The sequence below is a fragment of the Vibrio sp. 10N.286.55.E10 genome (genome assembly GCF_002872555.1).
GTDB classification, from domain to species: Bacteria; Pseudomonadota; Gammaproteobacteria; order Enterobacterales; family Vibrionaceae; genus Vibrio; species Vibrio crassostreae.
Map to the genome: position 1 here is coordinate 165,230 of NZ_MCSD01000010.1, position 24,544 is coordinate 189,773.

The window sequence follows — 24,544 nt, forward strand, 5'->3', positions numbered from 1 at the left end:
GTTCAACTCAAACCGTCAGTTAGAAATCATAGAGCACAGCGGGGTGCCTAGAAATAATGAAACACCGGAGGTTCATGCATTAAGAAGTTTTGATGCGAGATGTTCCAAGCATAAGCGCCTGCTAGGGTGAACACCACATAGTCACCGATATCGACCTGGTCGATATGTTGATTTCGTGCCATCACATCTTTTGGAGTGCAAAGTTGTCCAACTAGTGTGGCTGTAGCATGGCTTATCGGATGTGAAATGGTGGGTTGTTGATTACTTTTCACGATAACAAAAGGGTGGTCATGGTTCTGTGCCGCAGGTGTACGGAAATGATGTGTTCCACCACGAGCAATCACGAAGTTCTCACCAAGGTTTTGCTTAATATCCAGTACCTCCATCACGTAATAACCGCACGGTGCAGAGATGTAGCGACCACATTCGAAACGCAGCTTCCAATCTTGTAAATGTTCCTTGGAAATGAGGAACTCCAATTTGTCGCAGAACTCCATCCAAGGGAAATGTTGTTTAGGGTTATGGTAATTGATTCCCATACCTCCACCGAGGTTGATGATCAACTCATCGAGTGAGAAGGTTTTTTTCCACTCTTTGACCACTTGGAAATAGCGTTGCATCAAGGCGAGGTGGCGATCAACGTCGAGTTGATGTGACATCAAATGGAAGTGAAAGCCTTTCAGCTTTATTAAGGGGAAATCGCGTAGGTACATCAAGGCATTACTTAACTCACTCTCATCTAGGCCAAACGGGGTTGGCTTTCCTCCCATGGCTAATTTGCTCAGTGTGATATCACCAATGTCTATGTTCATACGCAGGAAGATCGAAGCAGGTCGATTCAACCTCTGAGTTAAAGCACCAATGCGTTGTAATTCAGTGAGGCTCTCTACATGAATTGCATCAACATCGAGTTCCATTGCTTGCTCTAATTCACTTGGCATTTTCCCGGGGCCACCAAAGATCAGTGGTTTATTGAGTTGTTGCTGGTGGAGGTGTGTAAGCTCTCCGCCTGATGCCGCTTCGAAACCATCAACATAAGGAGCTAAAGTGCGCAGTATCGGCGCTGAAGGATTCGCTTTCGCGGCGTAAAATAGCTCTACGTTTTTTGGTAATACATGGCGCATCTGCTTAATGTGCTGCTTCAATGCATCGAGATCATAAAGATAAGCACATAATGGTTGAGTTTGTTGCTTGGCCAATTGGTGGATTTCTTGATGGATGTTCTCAGGAAGTTGAGGCGAATTAAGCATGTTGAGCTCCTCTTTTGTGAGTCGGCCAAGGTGCAGCAACTAGTGTGTACCCAGACTCTTTATCGGCATTTTTCATCAAACGGGTTGTGAAGTTATTTTTACTTGGGAAGTGGCCATTGTTAATCAATGCCATCAGTTCTGGTTGCTGACCATTGATCGACTGCCAGCGGACGATAGCGTCTTTTAAAGTTCCCCATAACGTATTCTCAAGTGCCGAGTCCCCCTCAGCGATAAAGAAAATAGCTTCACTAACATTGTTAATGAAGGTGCAGTAACCTATGCGGTTCCAACCTTGCTCACGGCTGTAGTACACCGATTGACGAGCACGCTCTGAAAGTTGCTGAAGTGTCTCTGATGGCCAAAATTCGGGTAGCAGCTTAGTGCCTTCTAAGTCTCGAATCCATACACAGCATGGCATGTCTTTTTCAAAACCAATCAGCGTGTTTTGTAGGTGAGGTTCAAACGCAACTCCGTGTTTGAAGTAGTAGTTAAAGACACCAGGAATCAAACAATGCAGATAGCGTTCAAACCACAGCGTGGCGATATTTGCATATTGGCTTTGTGTTGTTTGTGCTTTTTGATTGAGTTGAGTGGCGATGCAACTGTTCCCGTCAGTGTCGTAAGCAAAGAGCGCACCCGCTAACGTTGGTTGCAAAATATCGGTTTCACTTAAACTGAAATTCTCTCGATATAAAATACCAAATGATTCTCGAGCCTTAATAACATCCGCATGTTCTTGTTCAGCCACAGACTCTAGATTCAATGTTGTGGCGTAAGGTTCTGTCATTACCTTGAATACTGGATTACGTAGCTGTTCACTCTCTTTGATTGGATGAAGAATTGAGGTTAATTGAACGGCACTATCGAGTTCATACCATGCGTTTTTACGTACACAGTTGGTTAAACGTACATTGATAGAGAACTTAGCAAACCAATCCATATCTGGGTGATACAGAGTGCGCACGGATGAAGTAGGTAAGAGTTTTTTCCCCCCTAATCCAAGAGGCATGATTTTGCCTTGTTCAATGGCCATTTTGACCACCGGGTTTTGCAAAAGCGTGTAACTTTCCCATGGGTGGCAAGGGTAAAGCATGGTAGTTGCTGAATTGTTCTCGTCTGGCGCAAGTTGTTCAAGCATGGTCGTTGGTGAAGTTCGGTCATCTGAACTCAAGACGTCGAACAACGCAGTATCCACCTTAAACCAATACAGAGGAACTTTCGCTCCAACCTCAGGGGAACACGCTAGCAGATCATCTATGCTTACGCCTGATCGACTCTTTGGCGTTGGGTGAAAAGTATGTCCCCAAAGTAACGATTGTTCTGATGCGATAAACGCATTGTGATACTGAGGTGATCTGTCTGAGTTTAGGAACTGTTCGGTGATCAACAAACTGTTTTCCATTTGCTCGATCAATTCGTGATTGAATGGAATCGTCAGCACTTGTTTTAGGTAACTGAGTAGAAGCGTCAGGGTTTGCGTTGCGTCCAACTTACACCAAGCTGCACCGGGCATTTTGGCCCAAGGTGTATCGCTGAGTTTCACTTTTCCCAGCTTACTGGTGTACTCAATAGGTAAAACCATCAGCCCATTTTTCTGAGGCTGATTTTGGTGAAGCAGGTGAATAGCCACTCGCTGGTGAGCATTGTAGTTTCTTTTCAAAGTTTGAGGCAGAGAGGAAGAACTGTAGTACCAATCAACCTGCTCATTGGGTATCGCGTATTCACGTAAGTAACAGTTCACCACGCCCATGATGGTATTGAGTTGGGCTTTTTCTCGATTTAGCAGTACTTTTTTACGATTTTGAAGAACTTGGTCTTCAGCGGAATATTCACTTGGAGATAATTGAGTCTGTAACATGTTGATGTCCAAATTTTGAATGGATGATCAGCGCGATAGCAGCAATGCCACTGACCAACATAGAAAGTATGAAAGGAACCTCAAGCCAGCCCAGGCTTGATATCAAAGACGCGCTCAATCCAGCCGCAACGCCACCCCATTTAGACATAGCGTCAAAGCGCGAAAATACTTTGCCGCTTTGTCGTCGATCAATTTGGTTTGCCAATGCTTGATGCAAGCCGTGATAACAGCAAACCATGCCAAGTCCGAAAACAATACGAGCAATAATCAACACTTCTTGATATAGCGTGAGATGCATTGTTGCACTGAGTGAAAGCAAACCAAAGCCTAGCCATAAAGTACGCTGCGCTTGATTGTGTTCAAGCTGGTGGCGATCAACCCATTCAGAGAACAGATGAACTTTCCCTGCAAAGAGCAGATAAACACCATGTGGGAGGGCATATAGAAATCCAATCCACGCTTGATTTGTCACGCCATATTGCTGCACATAAGGCGAGAAATAGGGGAACGTGACGACCATGGCGAAAGCAAAGCTGAACTGCGCGCCAAACACCCAGTAAAGCGTATTTAACGAATTGACTTGGCTGCATTGAGCTTTCTTCGATGCCTGATCTTTTACAATTCCCTTAGATTTCGCTAAGCCATCAATGGGTAATGTTAAGGTGATCACTAGCGCGAATAGCGGCAAAGCGGACAGCCACAGGTACGCGTTCAGCGGGTTTGTTGCTGATAAACTCCAGCCAAGCCCTATCGGAGCAATAATTAGCGCCAGACGGGCAGAAAGCTGAGTTTTATTGAGTGATTTACCGAGTGCTTTCGCATCGTTGATTTGACTGGATAAGTAGCTGTTTGAGGCGGCCATGGTGCCACCAAAGGTTCCTTGAACGACAAGACCAAACACAAACATGGATAGATTATCGGCTAAGCCACACAGCGCGAAGCCTGCTGCAAGCCCGAGTTGAGCTCGTAATAGAGATCGACGTCTGCCATATTTATCAGCAAACTGTCCCCAAAAACGTGCCGCAACGGCAGTGCAAAAGGTGGGTAAAATGAACAGTATCCCTGCCCAGTCCGCAGTAATGTTTGCATCCAATGTCGGCAATACCATTGGCAAAAACAACGGCATTCCTAAAGCTGCAAACGCGGCGATAAAGTGGCTTAAAAGCACGCAATAGATGAGTTTGGTCATGACGGGTTAACTCACGCTCTGCTTGATGTTTTCAAGGTAAGCGTGTTGTGCTTCTTCGCTGGTTAGCAATAAAAAGTTAGGTGCTGATAAGCCATAAAATTTATTGATATCGCTTGCGCCAGACGCCTCTTTAGACAATAAGCTCCCCGAGCTCAATAGATATTTAGCGTACAGGTTGGGTGACTCAAACAACATCTCGTTTGCGATCTTGATGTCGTGTCCTTGTTTCTCCAATTGGCTAAGTTGTTGTGAGAGGCTATTGGCGACCACTTCATACAGATAAGCTGACGTGGCGATTCTTCTCGTCGCCATTGCTTCCACAATCGCGGCTATGTCTAACTGCAAAGTAATGGTGGTAAACATCTGACCAAGAGCAAGCTCGCTATCTACAGTGATGCGTTGGTCTAAAAGATGATCGCATTTTACGGGTGATTGTTGCTCAAACGTTTGGAAACGCTCTGGCCAAATACGTGCAGCATCGTTGTCTTTCATGGCTAAGGTCATCTTGCCTTGCTCATCGAATGCGATGATGGCGTTTTGTTGGTTAGACTCCAAAGCGATACCGTAACGAATCCACAATGTAAGGTGCACTTTGCAAAGTAGATCAACGTAATCTTTAAACCAAGTCAGCGTGTTTTTCTGATAATACTGTTCGGCGAGGTGTTCCAAGAACAAACGTTCATCAGGCATTGGACTGGCAAGGGCAGCCACAGGCACCAGTGCTTTGTCTTGGAAGTAACTCACTGGGTATTCACGCACAATGTAAGCAAAGGTTTTATCGTCTCCAACATGCCCGCCATGTTTCTCATTGCAATGGAAAAGCGTGCCGTGTAAGTCTTGATCTGTTTGCTCTAAGTGCGTCAATAAACGTTCAAACCAATGCCCATCATAGAGCGTGGAGGGTTTGATTAGGCGAATGTTTTTAGTACCCAAAGATCGCATGATCAGCGGCACCTTGATGTGGACCTGTGGTGCTTGATTCACGACCACTGTGCGCACTGACAGGGTAGGAGTCACCTCAAGATAAGCACCCGGCGCTTCAATGACGCAATCAGGGAGGCTTTCAAGGCTTTGAAGGGTTAATGGATGTGCAGGAAATAACTCATGGCTAAGAGCAAAATCGGCGGGCAGGCCCACTTGCTCCATCGTCGGCCAACATTCCGGCTGCGGGCTGGTCAATGTAACGAGTGACTTCTCGATTGCGAGCCAACGAAGTTCAAAGCTTTGTGCAAATTCTGGCGCGAATTTCTCTAGATCGTGATCGCTTAAACCGAATTTAGCACGTGCTGTCGGGTAGTAAGGGTGGTCAAGATAGGATGCGATTTGATCGGCAAGTAATAGCTTTTGCTCCCAACGTTCTAGTTGAGAAATCGGCAGCATGAGTGCTTCCGAGTGCTGGCTGAAGGCGCTATCACACAATCCTTTGTGTTTTTCTGCGCATTCGAGTTCTTGCAAATAACCATCTAATAACGAATGCGAGCTTTCGTGAGCACTTGCTTTCAATAATTCAATCCAATCTTGATAGTGTTGCTGGGTTTCAACGACACCATTTCTCTCGATGAACCAACCATCACCTTTCGAGCCATCTGATTGGCCGTATACCCAACTCTGCATGTAATAGCTCGGAGTAACGGGCAAGTAGAGTGTAAAGTCTGAACTCGCAAAAATAGCCCAAATTTGATTACGAGGATAAGAAGATAGTTTGAGTTCACTCGGGAGCTGAGATTTAAATAGGCTTTGAGAAACCAATCCAAACAAGTCTTCACGCAAACACGTATCGACTAATCGCTGAGTGAGGTATAACGCGTTTTCATTCATGCTGTTACCTCGTTTTTTGCTGTTAGATTGAAGCGAGAGATTGCCTGTTGTAGCGCGGGTTCTAGAGTTTGACCAGAAGGAGAAACGACCGAAATTCTCGCTAGGTAATCCTTGTTGGAGAAACTTTGTTGGAACGTCTCACCAACCTTCTTAAGCACTTGCTGTTGAGTGACAATATCGCCCTCTTGGTGAATGAAAGAGGTTGATGACCCTTCAATCAAACCGCTTTGTTGCGCCACTACATAGTGCACATGGGCGTTGCCATCAATGCGAAATGTAGGGTCAAGTTTGTGACCCAAGTGAAGGCTTAAGATGGTATTGAACCAATTCCCGCCACTGAGGTTATCAAGCAAAAATTCCCGGCCATCACCAATACTTCGATAGTTGATCTCGACCAGTACCGGCCCCGAATCTGTGATGATGAATTCGCTATGACAGACACCAAACCCCACCCCGAATTCTTGAAGCTGACGTATACATTCATCACGGTAGTGCACGCTGTTAATACCATTCCAACTCGCCGCTGTTTCGATGAAGTAAGGTGGCGCCGAGAGTTCCACATCGAACCCCCCAAGTGCGACTAAATTTTCCCCGTCGCCAATGGTTTCGACAGTGATAAGCGGACCTTGTAAAAACGCCTCAACCAAAATGGGAGTCGTAGGGTGCTTTTGCCAAAACGTATCGCAATAGTTATCCAGCTCAGCTGCAGACTCGCAGCGCTGCACGTCTAAACTAGCGACGCCTTCCTTGGGCTTCGCAACGACAGGAAAATCGAAATCGAATACAGGAGCGCTCTCTCGACTTAACAAAACACTTTGAGTATTAGGTAACGATTTTTCGTTGAGAACCTGACGAGTTAAGTATTTGTTTTTCGCCTTAAGCGTCACATTCCAATCTTTAGCAGGCACACCAAAGAACTGTGCACAGATTGCGGTGGAGGTTTGTAAATGGTCGCTGTTACTGAATACAGCAACGGGTTTTAGGTCTCGTTCTGTGATGGTCTCGATAAGATCAAGAGGATTAAAAACATCACATTCTAAAATTTCATCGGGATTAAAGCGGTCGTCATCAGTGGCCAGTTTTAAGTGGTTGAGTTTGTGGTCTGTGATCAAAACGACGTGGAGACCCATCGCTTTTGCTGTCGGTACAAAGCCGTGAGTGATCGCATCATTCACGACGTGACTGACGATGATTATCGTAGATTTCATGGGGCTTTCCTAATTTTCAAAACGTTGTTGTCGCCTGCTCACAACTCGCTTTCAAGTGCTCTCTTTCGGGTATATAAGAAAGAGAATTTTCCTATCTTATTGTTTTTATTGACTCTTATGTCATTAGTGGTGTTGCATATTGCAAGGCAAATATAGATCAAAAAATATATATTGCAAATATAAATGATATTTGTTTTCATTCGCACTATTGTGATTTTATAAACTAAAATGGAATTAGATAATGAACATTAGATTGGCCTTGTCCCCACTCGCTTTGGCAATTGGAGGTGCATTAACAGCAGTATCTATTGTGCCAAATGTTATGGCAGCAGAAGGTGTAGCTGTGGATGAAACTCTGCAAGTTATTGGTCATCAGTACGAAGGTTACGCGGAGCATATGCCTCAGTCGGGTACCAAAACTGATGTCGAATGGTTGGATGTACCGCAGGCAGTATCTGTTGTCACAAAAACGGAAATGCAAGACCGCGGTGCTGTACGTTTGGTGGATGCTCTTGATGGTGTTGCTGGAGTTAACAACACCTTGGGTGAGGGAAGCCGAGACCAATTTGTGATTCGTGGTTTTGATGCACTCAACGATATGTACCGTGATGGTATGCGTGATGACGGGACTCTGCAATCGTACCGAAGCTTAGCGAATATCGAACGTGTCGAAGTGGTAAAAGGCCCTGCGGGCGCACTTTATGGCCGAGGCTCCGCGGGCGGTATCATCAACTTGGTCACCAAGCGAGCTAACGGAGATAACTTCACTCACGTGAATGGCAGTGTTGGCAGCAACAATTTGTTTGTTGGTCAGGTTGACAGTTCGATGGCGTTTAGTGACAAAGTCAGTGGTCGTATCAATGTGGAAAGTCGACAAGCGGATTCTTACGTCGATCATGTCGATTCTAACGATTTCTTTATTGCCCCAACAATTCGAGTGATGCCTTCTGATGGACACATTATTGATCTCGATGTTGAATATTCTCACCAAGAACTGGTGCCATATCGTGGTGTTCCATCTAAGAATGGTAAGCCTGTCGATGTCTCTGAAAGCACATTTTACGGTGGCACCAACGATTATCAAGAGTCAGACAGCATTCGTGTTGGCGTTAATTATGAATGGCTTTTGAATAGCGAATGGGCATGGACAAACCGTGCAGCATACAACCATATCGAACTTGAGCAAAAGGGTACACGCCAAGGAACGGTAACTGGTAATGAAGTATCTCAGACGGTAAATAACTTCGGTTACGACCCTCGTACCACAACCACTCTTCAATCTGAGCTAGTTTGGGAAACCGATTCGAACCAAATGATGATCGGTGCGGATTTTAATCAGATCAATATCGACTTAACGCTCGCAAGCGATAAAACCTTACCTTCGAAAGACATCTATAACCCTGTCGCAGGTCCAACACCTGATCCGGGCTTCAAACCTTTCCGTGATAACACGACAACGACGACAGGTGTCTACATTCAAGACGTTTACACCTTTGGTGATCTTTCAGTGATCGGCAATGTGCGTTACGACTCGATGGAGCTTGAACAGCAAAAAGCGGGCTCAGAAAAAGAGAATCTAGACGATGACAAGGTGAGCTACCGTGGTGGCTTGGTCTACCGTCTCAACAATGATATGTCAGTGTACGCAAGCTTAGCTCGTTCATGGCAACTGCCTTACTCGGGTATATATATCAATCCTAAATTGGCTGAATTCTTCCATACCGATCTAAAAGAAGTGGGTGCAAAAGCTTACTTACTCGATAACGCCTTGATGTTGAATGCCGCAATCTTCCAGATTGATCAAGAACAGCCTGAAACCAATATAGACGGAGACGTTGTTAACAAGATCGAAGCTCGTCACCAAGGTATTGAGCTAGAAGCTCGCGGTCAGTTTACAGAGCAGTGGGACATTTCGGTGGGCTATAGCTACCTCGATGCAGAAAACAAAGAGACAGGCAAAAAGCCAAATGATGTGTCTGATCACCTGTTTTCGCTTTGGAGCACTTATCAGTTAGATGACAACTGGCGTTTGGGTGGTGGCGTGAAATACGTAGGCGACCGTTACGCGGGTAATGATGAAGCGGTAGCTCTGGGTGACTACACCACGGTTGACTTGATGGCAGCGTACACCACGGGTCGTCACAAAGTTCAAGCGAATGCTTACAACGTGCTTAATGAGAAATACATTCTGGGTGCAACCAACGGCACGTCTGGTACTAACCAGATTGGTTACGGAGCGCCAGCCGAATTCATGCTCAGCTACGGCTATCAGTTTTAAAAGCTAATTATGTTCTAAGAATGAGTTCATTTCTAAGAGCTCTTTCTACTCTAAAAACGATTGTTTTGTTCGCTACGAATGAGTGAACAGTTGGTCTTATTTTGAGGCCATTTAGCCCATAGGGTCAAAGCGCCGATATAACCGTAAACACGGCCTTTGACCCTAACCTGCCTATTTAGGAGATTTTCATGCCTTACCAGAATTTGGATGGTAAACCCTGTACTCAATCACATCAAAAGTTGCGTCTAAGTGCCCTTGCAATGGCCATCGCTTCAGTGACTTCCATGAGCGCATTTGCCGCGTCAGATCCACAAACGACGACCATGGAAACGGTTGTCGTGACGGGCAGCTTGATCGGTAACTCAGAGCTAGAGGATGTGAAAGAGTATCCGGGAGCGCGTACCGTTCTAACTAACGAACAAATTAAAAAGACTGGCGCACTTTCGATTGATTCGGCCTTCCAAAGTGTACCGGGCATTAAGGTTCAAGACGAAACGGGTACCGGTGTATTGCCTAACATCTCGGTGCGTGGCTTGAAAGCCAGCCGCAGTGGTCATGCTCAATTTCTAATGGACGGTGTGCCACTGACTCTTGCGCCTTATGGTCATACCGGACAATCTATTTTCCCTGCGACTCTGTCGATGCTTGACCGAATTGATATCGTGCGTGGTGGCGCTGCTGTGCAGTATGGGCCAAACAACGTGGGTGGTGTGATTAACTTGGTGACTAAGCCTATTCCACACGAGTGGCAAACGGAAATCAGTAATCGCTTTACTGTATTCGAGGGTGGCGATACGCCACTTAATGATTTTTACCTGCGCACGGGTGGCTGGTTAACCGATACGCTGGCACTTCAAGTAGAGGGTAACTTCTTAAAAGGCGAAAGCTTCCGTGAACACTCCGACACAGATGTCAAAAACTTCCAAGCCAAATTGCAATGGTTACTGAGTGATACTCAAGAGCTACAAGCTTTCGTTCAACGTTATGATGCCGACACGCAAATGCCGGGCGCTTTATCGCCAGAAGATTACGAGAATGACCGTACCCAATCTAAGCGCCCTTATGATGAGTACCAAGGTAAATCGACACGTTGGAGCTTAAAGTACTTACATGATTTGAATATTGCTGATAGTGCAGAGCTAGAAGTACTGACCTTTGGCCATCGTTCTGAGCGTTTCTTCCAGTGGGGTTACAACAGTACTAAAGGTGTGGAGTGGTCTGATCCGTCGCAGCCATCTACTGATATTCGTACGTCACCACGTGAATTTAAGGTGTATGGGGTAGAGCCGAAACTCGCGATGTATTTTGACGGTAATACCGTGACGCAAAATGTGATTGTGGGTGCGCGCTATGTTAACGAAGACATTGATTACAAGCTCACTCAAACATCAATTTCTAGTGGAGTAACCACAACGCCACGCGATTGGCATTTGGATACTGACGCTTTTGCTGGTTACATCAGTAACGAAATCGGCCTGTTCAATGATGTACTGAAAGTGACGCCGGGTATTCGCTATGAATCAATAGATATGGCATTTTACGATCTAGGTAAGGCAGAAAAGACAAATAACAAAGTGACAGAATGGTTGCCGGGCTTAACGGTAGCATACCATTTGACAGAGCAATGGGTTGGTTACACCAATGCACAGAAATCTTTGCGTGCACCACAAATCGCTTACATCCGAGGCAAAGGTGAAGAGGGCAGTGAGCTAGCGTGGAACTACGAGTTGGGTGCACGCTACAACCAAGATTCAACCAGCTTTAACATCGCACTTTACCGCATTGATTTTGAAGATCAGCTGCAATGGCAAAGTGCTACCCAAACTTTCGATAACATTGGTAAAACCCTTCACCAAGGTGTTGAGCTCTCTGGTCGTTATATTCCTCAAGCGATGCAAGCTCTGAGTTTGGGCGCTGGCTATAACTACTTAGATGCAACGTTAGAGGAAGAGGGCGCAAACAAAGGTAATCAACTTCCATATACGTCTAAGCATCAATTTAGCTGGGATGCGACTTACGCCTTTAGCAAGGTAGATACGACTTTGTCTGGTTACTACTTCAGCGAGTCTTACTCTGACAATGCGAATACAAGTGCCGAAGATGCAACGGGCGCGACAGGTAAAGTGCCTGCCTACATGGTCTGGAACTTTAACCTAGGTTCGGATTTGTACAAGGATGAGAACAGCAAGCTACGCATGAACCTTGCGGTGAACAACTTGTTTGATGAGGACTATTACTTCCGCGGTATTGATACCAGTCCAGTTGGTCGTTATCCAGCCCCGGGACGTTCTTACACTTTGGATCTGAATTATCAGTTCTAATACGTAATTTGTTGAAAGTAATAACGAATAAAAGTCGCCAATACTCTTGGCGGCTTTCACGGTTCTAGCGTTTAAGGAAAATTAAATATGGAAAACAGCTCTCGCCTTTTGTTTTCGAATCCATTGCAGCTGTCGAACGGACTGCTGTCATTTAATAGGCCGTTTTTATTCAGCAGGATAGCGATAACCTTAGCTTTGCTGATTATAAGCTTGTTCTCATTCTCCAGTTCAGCACAAACCAGGGTCATACAAGATGAACAGGGTCAGTTTGAGATAGCGACTACTCCGCAACGTATTGTGGTGTTGGAGTTCTCATTTGTAGATGCGTTAGCTGCGGTGGGTGTTTCTCCTGTTGGTGTTGCTGATGACAATGATGCTTCGAGAGTGATCCCGGCGGTGCGTGCGTTGGTTCAACCATGGGAATCGGTTGGCATGCGTTCTCAGCCTAGCTTAGAAGCCATTGCGGTATTAAAGCCTGACCTGATCATTGCTGATGCAGAGCGTCATCGTACTGTCTATCAAGATCTACAACGTATCGCACCAACTCTGCTGCTTAAAAGCCGCGGCGAGACGTATCAAGAAAATTTGGAGTCTGCGCTCAAGATTGGCATCGCTCTCGATAAACAATCGTCAATGGAACAACGAATTCAACAACATCAACACGCCATGGCCGAATTCAAAAGTCATTTCTCGCTCAAACAAACCGTCCAGTTCGCTGTCGTGTCGGATAAAGGTATGTGGTTACATAGCCCAGCGTCTTACGCAGGAGGGGTGCTGACCACATTAGGCATTGCGAGCCCAATTGTGAAACCAACAGAGAAGGCATATTTGCCAACCAGCTTTGAGTTGTTGTTGAAAACCAACCCGGATTGGTTACTCCTTGGCGCTTACTCTCATCCAAATATTGTTGATGATTGGCAGAAAAATCCGTTATTCAATGTACTAACCTCTGCAAAAAAACAGCAAGTTGTAGAAGTTTCTCCAGCACTTTGGTCATTGAATCGAGGCATGTTAGCGGCAGAACAAATGGCGAAAAATATTGAGCAGATCTTGGATCCATCATGAGTACGATGTTGTTCTCTAAAAGTAAGCGATTCTGGCCAATACTGTCGTGGCGAGTCACATTATTTGCGGCATTAGTGTCGTGTTTGGCACTATCTGGTTACGCGGCTTCTATGACCGGGTGGTCTAATTTCTCATTAACATTGAGTGACTTGATTCACTACTGGTTTGCGTTTGATGAAAGCAACATGACTCATCAAATATTGGCGACATTAAGAGCCCCAAGAGCTTATGCGGGGCTATTGATTGGTGCGAGTTTGTCTGTCGCTGGGTTATTGATGCAAGGATTAACGCGTAACCCACTGGCGTCTCCATCGATTCTTGGCATTAACGCTGGCGCAGCCTGTTTTATGGCGTTGGCTGCGATAGGTATACCGGTAGTCAGTGAGCTAAACCCAATCCTCAATGCAGTTCTTGGCGCGTTGCTAAGCGGAGGGGCCGTGATGCTTCTCGGTGGTTTCTTCTCCGAACGTTCTCATCCGTTACGTTTGGTTCTAGCCGGTATCGCCATTACGGCGTTATTGCTCGGACTGACACGAGCGGCGCTGATTCTTGCCGACGATATGGCTTATAGCGTCTTGCATTGGCTTACTGGCTCACTGTCTAGTGTCGATGATGAGCAATGGCAACAGCTTTGGCCGCCTGTAGTGATTGGTTTGGTGTTGGCAATGAGTCTTGCTCGTAACCTCAACTTGCTGGCACTTGGTGAAGAGGTAGCTGTTGGGTTGGGCAGTAACATCAGATTTACTCGCTTCGTGAGTGGACTGACGATCGTGTTGCTTGCTGGCGCAAGCGTCGCTATCGCAGGGCCAATTGGCTTTGTTGGGTTGTTAGTACCTCATTTGGTTCGACCTATGGTTGGGCACAATTATCATTTACTGATTCCTATTTCAGCATTGGCAGGCGCAGCATTAGTGTCTTGGTCAGATGCGCTGTCGCGAGCGATTGCTTTCCCGACTGAAACACCCGTTGGTGTTATTACTGCTTTGCTCGGGACACCTTGTTTTATTTTGATTGCGACGAGGAGATCTTAATGCACCACCACACTAAGATAGTTTTGTTATCCGGGATTCTCATATTAGTGGCATCTGCGGGTTTGTTTGTCGGTGCAGCGTCACTTTCTATTCCTCAAGTCATCGAACATTTGGTCGCATTTTCCAGTGACGACTTTGTTATCCATCAGTATCGGCTACCACGCATGTTGCTCGCGATAAGCGTGGGCGCAGGGTTAGGGCTTTCAGGGGTATTAGTGCAAGGCGTGATACGTAATCCGTTAGCATCGCCTGATCTTATGGGTATTAGTGCTGGAGCAGGACTTGCTGCGACAGCGAGTTTAGTTTGGTTCCCAAATGCACCAGTCAGTGTGCTTCCTGTGGTGGCGATGTTCGGTGGGGTATTGGCTGCTGGACTGATTGCTGCATTGGCCTGGTGGTCAAGGCCAACACCCGCCAAATTGGCGCTGATTGGTATTGCGGTGAGTGCGTTTCTGGCCAGTTGTATCGACTTCTTGCTGGTCACCAACCCAATAGAGATCAACACGGCCATGGTGTGGCTAACAGGCAGTCTTTGGGGCAGAAATTGGCAGCAAGTCCCGTTTGTTTGGAGTGCTCTGCTCTTGTTATTACCCATGGCATTATGGCTTGCTTGGCGATTAGATGTGATGGGGCTTGGCGAGGAAAGTGCAACCACATTGGGCACTAAGCCAAAACAGATTCAGGCTCTCGCGTTATTGGCCGCTGTATTGCTTGCCAGTGTTAGCGTTTCTGTTGCTGGAACGATCAGTTTTGTGGGTTTATTAGCACCTCACTTAGCTCGCTTGTTGTTTGGGCATAATCATAAGTTGTTAATCCCTGCATCTGCACTGGTAGGGGCAATTCTGGTTACCAGCGCTGATGGGTTAGCTAGAGGTCTACAACCACCGATTGAATTACCAGCAGGCGTTCTAACTTCCGTGATTGGCGCGCCATATTTCATCTTTCTTCTCTATCGTTATCGAGGTTGGTAACCATGCTTAAAACGCAGAATCTTTCCGTCGCGTACGGCAAACAAACGATCATACCGAACCTGTCGGTTTCTATCCCTAAGGGAAAAATCACCGCATTGATAGGACCTAACGGTTGCGGTAAATCCACCTTATTGAAGACGTTAGTCAGAATTAACAAGCCAGTGGCTGGAGATGTGTTGTTTGAAGACAAACCGCTATCAAGCTATGGCGATAAAGCGCTTGCTCGTTCGTTGTCACTTCTTCCGCAAATCTTAGTCAGCCCTGAGGGGATCACGGTAAGAAAATTGGTCGAATATGGCCGTTCGCCTTATGTCTCTCATTGGGGAAGGCTAGGGCTGGACGATCAAAAGATTGTCGAACAAGCAATGCGAGATACAGGTGTACTTGAGTTTGCTGATAAGCCGGTTGAGTCACTGTCTGGTGGGCAGCGTCAAAGAGCATGGATTGCGATGGTAATTGCACAAGATACGGACGTAGTGATGTTGGATGAACCGACCACATACCTTGATATGTCTCACCAAGTGGAATTAATGAACCTGATGCAACAGATGAATGCTAAAGGAAAAACGGTGGTTGTTGTGTTGCATGACCTGAACCAAGCCAGTCGTTATTGCGACCATTTAGTGGTTTTGGAAAAAGGGTGCTTAATAGCGGAAGGCTCGCCTGATGAGGTGATGACCGAAACGATGCTCAGTAACGTATTTGATCTCAAAGCGAGCGTCTTTCGAGACCCTATTTCAAATACACCAATGTGTGTCGCGATGTAGTTATCTGCTCAGCACAACGAGATCACCAAGGTACAAAGAACAGAACACTGGCAAGGAAGCCACATTAGATTAGGTCGTCTAAACTTAAAGTTTGTATGTAGTCAAAGTAGAACAATTTGGGCTCTAAAGACGTTCTCGAAATAAATGCAAATTAGTGCTTTACCTCAACCTAACTTGAGGTATTAGGATATGCAACGTTGCTTACGAGAATACTTTAAGGAGAGAAGAATGATCCAACTTGAACATGTAAATCTAGTGGTAAAAGACATCCCAGAAATGCTGGTTTTCTATAAAGCGGCATTCCCTCATTGGTATGTTCGTGACGAGGGAAAAGGGGAGTGGTCGGGTAAGCCACGTAACTGGTTGCATTTCGGCGATGAGTACCAATACATCGCATTGAGTGATCACGGAGAGGGTGAGAACAGAGATTTGGCTGGGCATTCTGTTGGCCTCGCACACTTCGCTTATGTAACCAATAACATTGAAAGCGTCACTCAACGCCTTATTGATGCAGGTTTCCCGATTGCTAAGCCCGGTGCCGAAGAACCTTATCGCAAGAACGTCTACTTTGTGGATCCGGCTGGCTTTGAAATCGAGTTCGTTAAATATCTGAGTGATGATCCCAAACTTCGTAATGCGACAAGTTAGTAGAATGATAGTAGGGTAGAAAGTACTTAAAGGGCATTGTGGAATTTTCCGCAATGCCCTTTTTTAGATCAATTGACTAGCTGAGGGTTAGTTTGGTTGTCTACTTAGCTTTAAATGGCACCAATAGTTGTTTGCCAAACACATTGATTAGCGCGCCAGTTACGATTAGACCACCACCTAGGTAAGTCCAAACTGATGGGATTTCGTTGAAGATCCACACGCCTAACAGTGCCGAGAAGACAATCTGAACGTATGAGTAAGCCGAAGCTTTACCCGCGGCTTGTGTCTGCATCGCTTTGGTTAAACCGTATTGGCCTATTTGTGTGAAAATCCCGACTAGAACCAACATCATGGTTAGGAACAAACTAGGCCATACAAAGTCATTCCAGATAAGGGCTGTTGAGATTGGTAGAGCTACCAGTGGGAAGTAGAAGATGATGACTGAGCTGTCTTCCGTTTGGCTAAGCTTTCTCACAATCACATAAGCAATTGAGCTACCAAATGCGCCACATAACGCCACCATTATGCTAAATAGCGGTAACTCGCTGCTCGTGCCACTGCTCATGCTTGGCTGAACCATTACTAATAACCCTGCTAAGCAGAACGCAATGCAGATCATGGTCGATTTTTGGACGCGTTCTTTCAGAAATAGCACACCGAGCAATGCGGTAAATACGGGATGTACGTATTGTAGAATGGTCGCTTCTGCTAAAGGTAGCGTGGTCACAGCGTAGTAAACACACATCAGTGCTGCGGTGCCAACTGCACCTCGAACAAACAACAAAGGTTTGTTATTTCCCCAGATCGAAATGCCTTTTCGTTTAACGTCGATATAACTGATGATCAAAGACACCAAAGCCCTTGCTGCAACAATTTCGAATACAGGTATGCCGTAGTTGCTGATGTATTTCACACACGCTGACATCAGTGCGAATCCAAAAGCAGAGAGGATCATGAACCTAACCCCTACAGGGATCATTGAAAAAGAGAAAGAAGGCATAAAAATATCAATCGGTTGAGGGAACAGGAATCATAACGTAGTTTAGAAGAGCCGACCAAAGTCTTTGTCCTGTTCTGGTCAACTTGATTCAATTAATTCTCATTTCAGATTAGTTCGTTTTTTTATCTCACATAAGATCGGTTATAGCTCAATTTTATAAAATCAACATCAACAGAAGGTGACGCTAATTCAACTCTGATTTATCGGTCGTTTTAATTGTCTTTCTTAGTCATATCATTCTCGTGAATTTATAATAAGAGATATGTTCTATGAAACCGTTCAATACCCTACTCATATCCACGCTCGCGCTTTGCTCTTTCAGTCCAGCTACTTATGCAGATACCATCTTGCACGCTTTCAACTGGAAGTATTCAGATGTGACAGCCAACGCCAATCAAATTGCTCAAGCCGGTTATAAGAAAGTACTGGTTGCTCCCGCAATGAAATCGAGCGGCAGCCAATGGTGGGCGCGTTACCAACCTCAAGATCTTCGCACCATTGATTCACCTCTCGGCAACAAACAAGATCTAACCGCAATGATTGCCGCTCTCAAAGGTGTGGGCGTCGATGTTTACGCCGATGTGGTGCTCAACCATATGGCAAACGAAAGCTGGAAGCGAAGTGACTTGGATTATCCGGGATCCGAAGTACTAAACGATTATGCGAGCCGTTCAAGCTATTATGCTGACCAGACTCTGTTTGGCAATCTGGCTCAAGGTTTTGTATCCGCTAATGACTTCCATGCCGCGGGCTGTATTTCAGATTGGAACGATCCCGGTCATGTTCAATATTGGCGTTTGTGCGGGGCTGATGGCGATGTAGGTTTGCCTGATCTCGATCCAAATAACTGGGTAGTTTCGCAGCAGCGCTTATATCTGAAAGCGTTGAAGGATATGGGTATCAAAGGTTTCCGAATTGATGCCGTCAAACACATGAGCCAGTACCAAATCGACCAAGTGTTCACGCCTGAAATTACAGCGAACATGCATGTGTTTGGTGAAGTGATCACCAGTGGCGGGGCAGGGAACAGTGGCTATGAGTCATTCTTAGCGCCTTACCTGAATAATACTAATCACTCCGCGTATGATTTCCCGTTGTTTGCGTCGATTCGTTCGGCGTTCTCAATGGGCGGTGGCTTGAACCAACTGCATGATCCAAAAGCGTACGGCCAAGCACTCGATGACAATCGTTCGATCACCTTCGCGATCACACATGATATTCCAACCAACGACGGCTTCCGTTACCAAATTATGGATCCACAAGATGAGCAGCTTGCTTACGCTTATATCCTTGGGAAAGATGGCGGCACGCCGCTGATCTACAGTGATGATCTTCCGGATTCAGAAGACAAAGATAATGGTCGTTGGGGCAATGTTTGGAATAGCTCGAATATGAAGAATATGCTTAGTTTCCATAACGCGATGCAAGGTAAGTCGATGACGATAATTTCGAGCGACCAATGTACTTTGCTGTTTAAGCGTGGCAAAGAAGGCGTTGTTGGAATTAACAAGTGTGGCGAAACGCGTGGCGTGACGGTTGATACCTACCAACATGAGTTCAATTGGCATGTTCAATACAAAGACGTATTAAGCAGCGCGACAGAAACCATTTCTTCTCGCTACCATACGTTCAATCTACCACCGCGCAGTGCACGTATGTATAAGCTTTAATGCTTATTCTCTAGAGCGAACACCACTGGTAAAAAGCATAAGCCGCAGTAAGTTCTGCGGCTTATTTGTATCTAAGCTTAAGGCTTATCGTTACTGTTGATCGCTAATAACACCAAACCAATGATTCTGATGAGACAGTGCTTTCAGTAACTCGATCTCTTTTTCTGTCTCTTCTCTAAGCCATTCAATAAGGTCGTTGATGATAGGCGTGTGACTACGCTGGTGAATGAAGTAAGTCCAAGCACTGTGTTGGATCTTTGCATTCTTAGGGCAGTACAAGAAGCCTCGTTGGAGATCTTGTTGAACTAACAACAGATCTGTGACCGTCACCCCCTCACCGGATAAACAGGCACTGAGTGCCATATCTAAAGATAAGAAGCTGGTATTTCTGACGGGTTTCTTCGGTGGGGATTCAACATCAGCTAGCCATACTTTCCAATCATGGTGATCTAAGGTCGGGTGCAGCCTTGGTAAGGTTAAGATTGAATCGAGGTCGGTGTCTTTAGTGGTTAAGCTAGTAGAACAGACCGGCGCCATGAACTCTTCTCGCAAGAAGGTGATGTCTGGTGCCTTGTCATAGCGTTTTTTGAAGCGCGTGTGGAAGATCAGTAGGTCATATTCGCTGCTGTTGATTGATTCGTCTTCCTCAATCACAGGAACTATGACGATCTCATATTCCTGATAACGCTCGTTTAATTCTCTGACTTTAGAGATCAATACCCGCGTTGCGAAACTCAAGGTTGCTTTGATTACGATACGCTTCTGCTTCGGCTCACTCCAAGAGGCGATAACAGCTTCGATATTGCCGTAGCTTTCTCGCAAAGCCACATACAAATCATGACCTTGTACCGTTAATTCTATGGCTCGATGCTTACGAATAACCAGTGATGCGTTTAACTCATCTTCAAGCTGTTTGATCTGTCTGCTAATCGCACTTTGCGTTACATGCAGCTCTTCGGCAGCTAGAGTAAAGCTCATCAGCCTTGCGGCAGCTTCGAAAGCTTTTAAGCCATTATGTGACGATGGTAAGCTAGGATATGGGGTCATAATTCGTTCGCATGAGTTTATGGAATGCTAGGATCGCAAATTTATCAATTGAACGCTAGCCCCATCGATCGTATTTTGGGCGAAATTAACTGAGGCGCTCATGAAAAAAATACTCACTCTTGCATTCCCTTTGATCATTTCACAGCTGATATCCATGGCTTTAGTCCTTACTGATGTTTGGATGATGTCGCGTATCAGTGTGTCAGCCCTTGCGGCTGGTGGCTTAGGTGCCTCTATTTACTTCTTCATCTTTATTATTGCGAGCAGCACCGTCGGTTGTGTCGCAAACCTGATCGCAATTGCTTATGGTCAGCGTGTCGCACGCCCAGAGTTTGGTAATACTCAAATTAGATTGGCCGTGAAAGGCGCAACCATGTTGGCGTTCGTACTCAGTGTGACCTTAATGGCGAGCTTCTGGTTTGCTCCGTTGGTATTAGAAGCAGCCAAACAACCGCCAGAAGTGATCACTTTAGCCATGGAGTATGTGCACGCTTTGAAGTGGGTGATGTTGCCTTCGCTTATCTTGTTGGTGCTGCGTGGCTTAACCAGTGCATTTGGTAATGTGCGTTCGATTCTGGTGATGTCGATAATCACAGTGATTCTGAATGTACCAGTGAGCTACTTCCTCACGTTCCAGCTCGATATGGGACTAACAGGCTTAGGCTTAGGCACGGCTATCGCGGCATTCATCGTGATGGTTGGATACACAGTGTGGGTGTTTAAACGTGACGAGTTCAAACAGTTCGCACCTTGGCTAAATACCGAAGAGTACTCCATCAAGCTGATGAGCCCTTTGTTGCTAATGGGTTTACCTATCGGCTTGGCGGCGTTACTTGAGCATGGCTTGATATACGGCGGCACCTTAATGGCGGGCACGATCAGTATTGCTTCTCTGGCGCTGCACCAAATATTACTGCAATGCTTGAGCTTTACTTGGAACTTCAACTTCGGTTTCTCGCAAGCTGCCGCAATTTTAGTAGGCCGTGATTATGGTGCAGGCAACTACGAAGGCATCAAAAGAACCTCGATTCAAAGTTTTATATTGGTGTCGGTATTGAGTGTGGCCTTGTCTGCTGTGTTCATCATATGGCCTGAAATGATTGCCTCTATCTTCAAATTAGATGACGGCACTGGTGCAATGACATCGCTATTGGCTTCTGTTATCTGGGTAGTGGCGTTGTGTTTCATTGTCGATGCTTGGCAGTTATTAGCGATTAACCTGCTAAGAGGAATGAAGATTGTCTCTATGCCAACCGTGATGACTGCCATCGGTTACTGGGTATTTGGTCTACCTGCAGCTTGGTATTTGATGCCAAAATTCGAATTGGCAGGGATCTGGGGTGGAATCGGTGTTGGTTTAGGCGTGACAGGTATTCTATTGCTGATCCATTTGATGGTCGTTCTAAACAAGAGCAGTAAGACACCAGACTTAGATTGTTCAGCTTACTCTTAATTAAGTTAGTTGATAACGAAAAAGCCGCAGTCATCAATGACTGCGGCTTTTGTTTATCTAAATTGATCCTTGGGGGAATGAATCAATATCAGGATGTAGGGAGTACCTATTGGTTATAAGGTAGCTTTATTGCCAGACTACTTTCCACCAGAGAGCACTGATTTCATCATGGTTTTGAATTGCTCTTTCTGCTCTTCAGTCAACACGTTATAGATGTTGTTCTTAAGACGCATTTCTTGCATTACCATCGACTTCTCGGTTGCTTGAACCGTGTCGATGACCTTTTCCATCTCAGCTTCATCAAACTCAGGTTGTGTCACTAAGGCGATCTGCTTTTTCTTAAGTTCTATCGCACTATCCATATCGATTTTTGTTCTATCAGATTGATAATCTTCAACAAGAGAGAACACTTCCGCTTGTTGCTCTTCGGTTAGATTCAAAGAAGCAATGACCATTTGCAGTGGGCTAAGCGCTGGCTGCGGCGGTTGTTGTGGTGTTGAAGCACTCACAAACGGAGCGGTAACGAGTAAAGCTGAAGCAGTTAATACACAAAACGACTTTTTCAGTGATTTCATTGAGTTTCTCCTGTTAGTGGAAAAATGAGTATAGGTGAGTAAGCTGAACTCGATATGAACATGTCGTTCAGTTAAATTTGCTGAGTTCATTGCGTTCATTTAGTTACCTTTATCTAAGCACGGCACGACTTAGACCTTGGTCTTACAGAAACAGAGCTAAAAGGTGACTAGAATGACTTAAGTCGCTCACCGTTTTATCGAGGAATACACAAATGGAAGTTGGATTGTTCTGGGCTGAAAAAGGAATGCTAGTGCTTGGCGCACTGTTTGTTTTGACGAGCATGATGCAGTACGGAAGACGCAGTAGCGATTGGAAAGGCGTAATTACGATGTTCTACAAGCGTATCCCAATGAATATTGCAGAATACAAATGGTACCGTTTGGGCATTGCTTTGTTGGTGTTTGCTGTGGTTATACGTTTCGCATTACTGATCCTATGGCCTTCATACCAGTTTTAGTCCTTTGTATTCGCTCTTTTATATAGAGCATATAAAACCGATACATTCATGACGAGATTGAGCCTTAATAAACTCACTTATTAAGGCTGTCATTTCATAAATTAGCGCTGTTGTTCCATGAAAAAGTGCTATTACTCTATAATGACGAAAGGTTATTACCTTTGTAGCATATTGTTTTTCATGAAGAATAATGTCGGATAATAGCTTACCTGCTTGTTTCATCATTCTTACTAATAATCTGCACATAAATCCATTCACCCCGTACCTGATACCATAATGTTCTGTTACACTCGTTCGAATTAGCTTAAATTTGTTAGTGGTGCATTTATGTCGTTCCCAGTTCTTATATGTGATGATTCTGCATTAGCAAGGAAGCAGATGGCTCGATCACTGCCTAGTTCTCTAAATGCAGATATAACTTTTGCTGTTCATGGGCTTAATGCACTTGAAGAGCTCGCTCAAAACCAGTTCAAACTGATGTTCCTCGATCTCACCATGCCGGAATTAGATGGCTATGGCACATTGGAAGAGATGCAACGTTTAGGTGACACCACGCCTGTTGTCGTTGTTTCTGGTGACATACAACCAAAAGCACAACAGAAGGTGATGGATCTTGGCGCCAAAGCGTTTTTGCAAAAGCCGATCGATAAAGAAGCGCTCAAAGCTATTTTGCGTGAGCATGTCGAGCCGCCAAAACAACCTCAAATCATTACTCCAACCGCTTTAGAACTGCCAATACTTCGCAGACGTGATATCTATATGGAAGTCGCGAACGTAGCGATAGGCCGTGCAGCCGATGCATTGGCGCGCCACTTTAATGTATTTGTTCACCTACCGCTGCCGAACGTCAACATCTTCGAAGTGAGTGAATTGCACATGGCACTTCGTGACCTAGCCGACAACGACCAAGTATCGGGTGTTTGCCAAGGCTTCAGCGGAGAAGGCATCGCAGGTGAAGCATTAGTATTGTTGAGTGATTCCAGTGTGAGCGATCTTAAGAAGCTCATGAAGGTGCCAACCGAAAGCGAACAGCTTGAAGAGTTAGAACTACTGATGGATGTGTCGAATATTCTCGTTGGCTCATTCTTGAATGGACTAGGGGAGCAATCAGAAGTTCGTTTCTTCCAGAGTTCTCCTGTATTGCTAGGTCAACACATCTCGATTGATTCGGTCATCGAAAATACCAGTGGTTCGTTTAAGAAGACCATGACCTTCGAAGTCAGCTATAACATTGATGGCACTTCTATCCGTTGTGACCTTCTATTTATGTTCGTTGATGAGTCTCTGCCTCTTCTAGACAACAAATTGGCCTATCTAATGGAGGAGTTTTAATATGCTGAATCTTCCTGCTGAATTTGAACAGTTCCACTGGATGGTCGACATGGTTCAAAACGTCGATATGGGGCTGGTGGTCATTAACCGTAATTTTCAGGTACAAGTCTGGAATGGTTTCATGACACACCACAGTGGCAAGCAATCGCATGATGCGATCGGTAAGTCGATCTTTGAACTGTTCCCTGAAATCCCAGAAGAGTGGTTTAGGCTGAAAACCAAGCCAGTCTATGACTTAGGCTGTCGCAGCTTCATTACATGGCAACAAAGGCCTTATCTGTTTAAGTGTCGTAACGTTAGACCAGTAACCCAACAAGCTGATTTCATGTATCAGAACGTCACGCTAAATCCGATGCGCTCGCCAACAGGCCAAGTGACCTCATTGTTCTTGTCTATTCAAGATGCGACTGCAGAAGCGTTAGTCTCTCAAAAGAACTAGCACTGAACCTAAAGAGTGAATAAAAATGGCTAAGGTTAACCACCTTAGCCATTTTTTGCTTTTTATTCTTCAATTGACCTTAGAGGCTTCGATCTCTTTCATCTACTCACTCTAAATTTTCAATGTTTACTCTGCTTTTCGCTCAGCGAACTCTTTTTTTTTAGAA

General features: G+C 45.3%; 21 protein-coding genes. 12 read left to right on the plus strand and 9 right to left on the minus strand.

What is annotated here, in order from left to right; all coding sequences use genetic code 11:
- Positions 1–47: 47 nt before the first annotated feature.
- Genes BCV39_RS08145 through BCV39_RS08165 form a run of 5 tightly spaced genes read right to left on the minus strand, consistent with a single transcriptional unit; the run spans position 48 to position 7,323 of the window.
- Entirely contained in the window at positions 48–1,250 is a 1,203-nt protein-coding gene (locus tag BCV39_RS08145; RefSeq protein WP_102432968.1) for a type III PLP-dependent enzyme, read from the minus strand.
- On the minus strand, positions 1,243–3,108 hold the full coding sequence (locus tag BCV39_RS08150; protein ID WP_102432969.1) for an IucA/IucC family protein: 1,866 nt from the start codon (positions 3,106–3,108) through the stop codon (positions 1,243–1,245). The genes BCV39_RS08145 and BCV39_RS08150 overlap by 8 nt, the downstream gene beginning before the upstream one ends.
- On the minus strand, positions 3,080–4,297 hold the full coding sequence (locus BCV39_RS08155; protein WP_102432970.1) for an MFS transporter: 1,218 nt from the start codon (positions 4,295–4,297) through the stop codon (positions 3,080–3,082). Before BCV39_RS08155 ends, BCV39_RS08150 begins: the two co-directional genes overlap by 29 nt.
- A 6-nt stretch (positions 4,298–4,303) precedes the next feature.
- Positions 4,304–6,115, minus strand: coding sequence for an IucA/IucC family protein (locus BCV39_RS08160; protein WP_102432971.1), 1,812 nt, complete (start codon positions 6,113–6,115; stop codon positions 4,304–4,306).
- A complete protein-coding gene (locus BCV39_RS08165; protein WP_102432972.1) occupies positions 6,112–7,323 on the minus strand; it encodes a hypothetical protein in 1,212 nt (403 codons plus the stop codon). The genes BCV39_RS08160 and BCV39_RS08165 overlap by 4 nt, the downstream gene beginning before the upstream one ends.
- 241 nt (positions 7,324–7,564) lie before the next feature.
- Here BCV39_RS08165 and BCV39_RS08170 point away from each other — a divergent pair, with 241 nt between their 5' ends.
- From BCV39_RS08170 to BCV39_RS08200, 7 genes are all read left to right on the plus strand, one after another.
- Positions 7,565–9,601 carry a TonB-dependent siderophore receptor gene (locus BCV39_RS08170; RefSeq protein WP_102432973.1) on the plus strand — a complete coding sequence of 679 codons (2,037 nt, stop codon included), beginning with the start codon at positions 7,565–7,567 and terminating at the stop codon, positions 9,599–9,601.
- Positions 9,602–9,789: 188 nt separating this feature from the next.
- A complete protein-coding gene (locus tag BCV39_RS08175) occupies positions 9,790–11,922 on the plus strand; it encodes a TonB-dependent siderophore receptor (protein ID WP_102432974.1) in 2,133 nt (710 codons plus the stop codon).
- Between the two features lie 87 nt (positions 11,923–12,009).
- Positions 12,010–12,987, plus strand: coding sequence for a Fe(3+) dicitrate ABC transporter substrate-binding protein (locus BCV39_RS08180; protein ID WP_102432975.1), 978 nt, complete (start codon positions 12,010–12,012; stop codon positions 12,985–12,987).
- Positions 12,984–14,018, plus strand: coding sequence for an iron chelate uptake ABC transporter family permease subunit (locus tag BCV39_RS08185; RefSeq protein ID WP_102432976.1), 1,035 nt, complete (start codon positions 12,984–12,986; stop codon positions 14,016–14,018). Before BCV39_RS08180 ends, BCV39_RS08185 begins: the two co-directional genes overlap by 4 nt.
- The gene (locus BCV39_RS08190) at positions 14,018–14,989 is read left to right on the plus strand and encodes an iron chelate uptake ABC transporter family permease subunit (RefSeq protein ID WP_102432977.1); all 972 of its coding nucleotides are present in this window, start codon (positions 14,018–14,020) and stop codon (positions 14,987–14,989) included. The genes BCV39_RS08185 and BCV39_RS08190 overlap by 1 nt, the downstream gene beginning before the upstream one ends.
- A gap of 2 nt (positions 14,990–14,991) precedes the next feature.
- A complete protein-coding gene (fecE, locus tag BCV39_RS08195; protein WP_102432978.1) occupies positions 14,992–15,756 on the plus strand; it encodes a Fe(3+) dicitrate ABC transporter ATP-binding protein FecE in 765 nt (254 codons plus the stop codon).
- Positions 15,757–15,984: 228 nt separating this feature from the next.
- On the plus strand, positions 15,985–16,404 hold the full coding sequence (locus tag BCV39_RS08200) for a VOC family protein (protein WP_102432979.1): 420 nt from the start codon (positions 15,985–15,987) through the stop codon (positions 16,402–16,404).
- A 100-nt stretch (positions 16,405–16,504) separates the two neighbouring features.
- Here BCV39_RS08200 and BCV39_RS08205 read toward each other — a convergent pair whose 3' ends face one another.
- A complete protein-coding gene (locus BCV39_RS08205; RefSeq protein ID WP_102432980.1) occupies positions 16,505–17,404 on the minus strand; it encodes a DMT family transporter in 900 nt (299 codons plus the stop codon).
- Positions 17,405–17,673: 269 nt separating this feature from the next.
- Between BCV39_RS08205 and BCV39_RS08210 the strand changes: the two genes are divergently transcribed.
- Positions 17,674–19,074, plus strand: a complete 1,401-nt coding sequence (locus BCV39_RS08210; RefSeq protein WP_102432981.1) for an alpha-amylase family protein — start codon at positions 17,674–17,676, stop codon at positions 19,072–19,074.
- Positions 19,075–19,164: 90 nt separating this feature from the next.
- Here BCV39_RS08210 and BCV39_RS08215 read toward each other — a convergent pair whose 3' ends face one another.
- Complete coding sequence (locus tag BCV39_RS08215) at positions 19,165–20,121, minus strand: LysR family transcriptional regulator (RefSeq protein WP_048659890.1); 957 nt, start codon at positions 20,119–20,121, stop codon at positions 19,165–19,167.
- Between the two features lie 100 nt (positions 20,122–20,221).
- Here BCV39_RS08215 and BCV39_RS08220 point away from each other — a divergent pair, with 100 nt between their 5' ends.
- Positions 20,222–21,574, plus strand: a complete 1,353-nt coding sequence (locus tag BCV39_RS08220; protein ID WP_048659891.1) for an MATE family efflux transporter — start codon at positions 20,222–20,224, stop codon at positions 21,572–21,574.
- Positions 21,575–21,711: 137 nt separating this feature from the next.
- Here the strand turns inward: BCV39_RS08220 and BCV39_RS08225 are convergent, their stop codons facing one another.
- On the minus strand, positions 21,712–22,149 hold the full coding sequence (locus BCV39_RS08225) for a Spy/CpxP family protein refolding chaperone (protein WP_102432982.1): 438 nt from the start codon (positions 22,147–22,149) through the stop codon (positions 21,712–21,714).
- Positions 22,150–22,361: 212 nt separating this feature from the next.
- Here BCV39_RS08225 and BCV39_RS08230 point away from each other — a divergent pair, with 212 nt between their 5' ends.
- Complete coding sequence (locus BCV39_RS08230) at positions 22,362–22,607, plus strand: hypothetical protein (protein WP_029223306.1); 246 nt, start codon at positions 22,362–22,364, stop codon at positions 22,605–22,607.
- 18 nt (positions 22,608–22,625) lie between these two features.
- Here the strand turns inward: BCV39_RS08230 and BCV39_RS23265 are convergent, their stop codons facing one another.
- Positions 22,626–22,832 (minus strand): hypothetical protein, encoded by a 207-nt coding sequence (locus tag BCV39_RS23265; protein ID WP_206748275.1) that lies wholly within the window; start codon positions 22,830–22,832, stop codon positions 22,626–22,628.
- Positions 22,833–22,934: 102 nt separating this feature from the next.
- Between BCV39_RS23265 and BCV39_RS08235 the strand changes: the two genes are divergently transcribed.
- Both BCV39_RS08235 and BCV39_RS08240 read left to right on the plus strand, forming a co-directional pair.
- Entirely contained in the window at positions 22,935–23,939 is a 1,005-nt protein-coding gene (locus BCV39_RS08235) for a response regulator (RefSeq protein ID WP_019821697.1), read from the plus strand.
- A gap of 1 nt (position 23,940) precedes the next feature.
- Positions 23,941–24,378: a PAS domain-containing protein gene (locus tag BCV39_RS08240; protein ID WP_102432983.1), complete on the plus strand. Its 438-nt coding sequence runs from the start codon at positions 23,941–23,943 to the stop codon at positions 24,376–24,378.
- Positions 24,379–24,544: the final 166 nt, after the last annotated feature.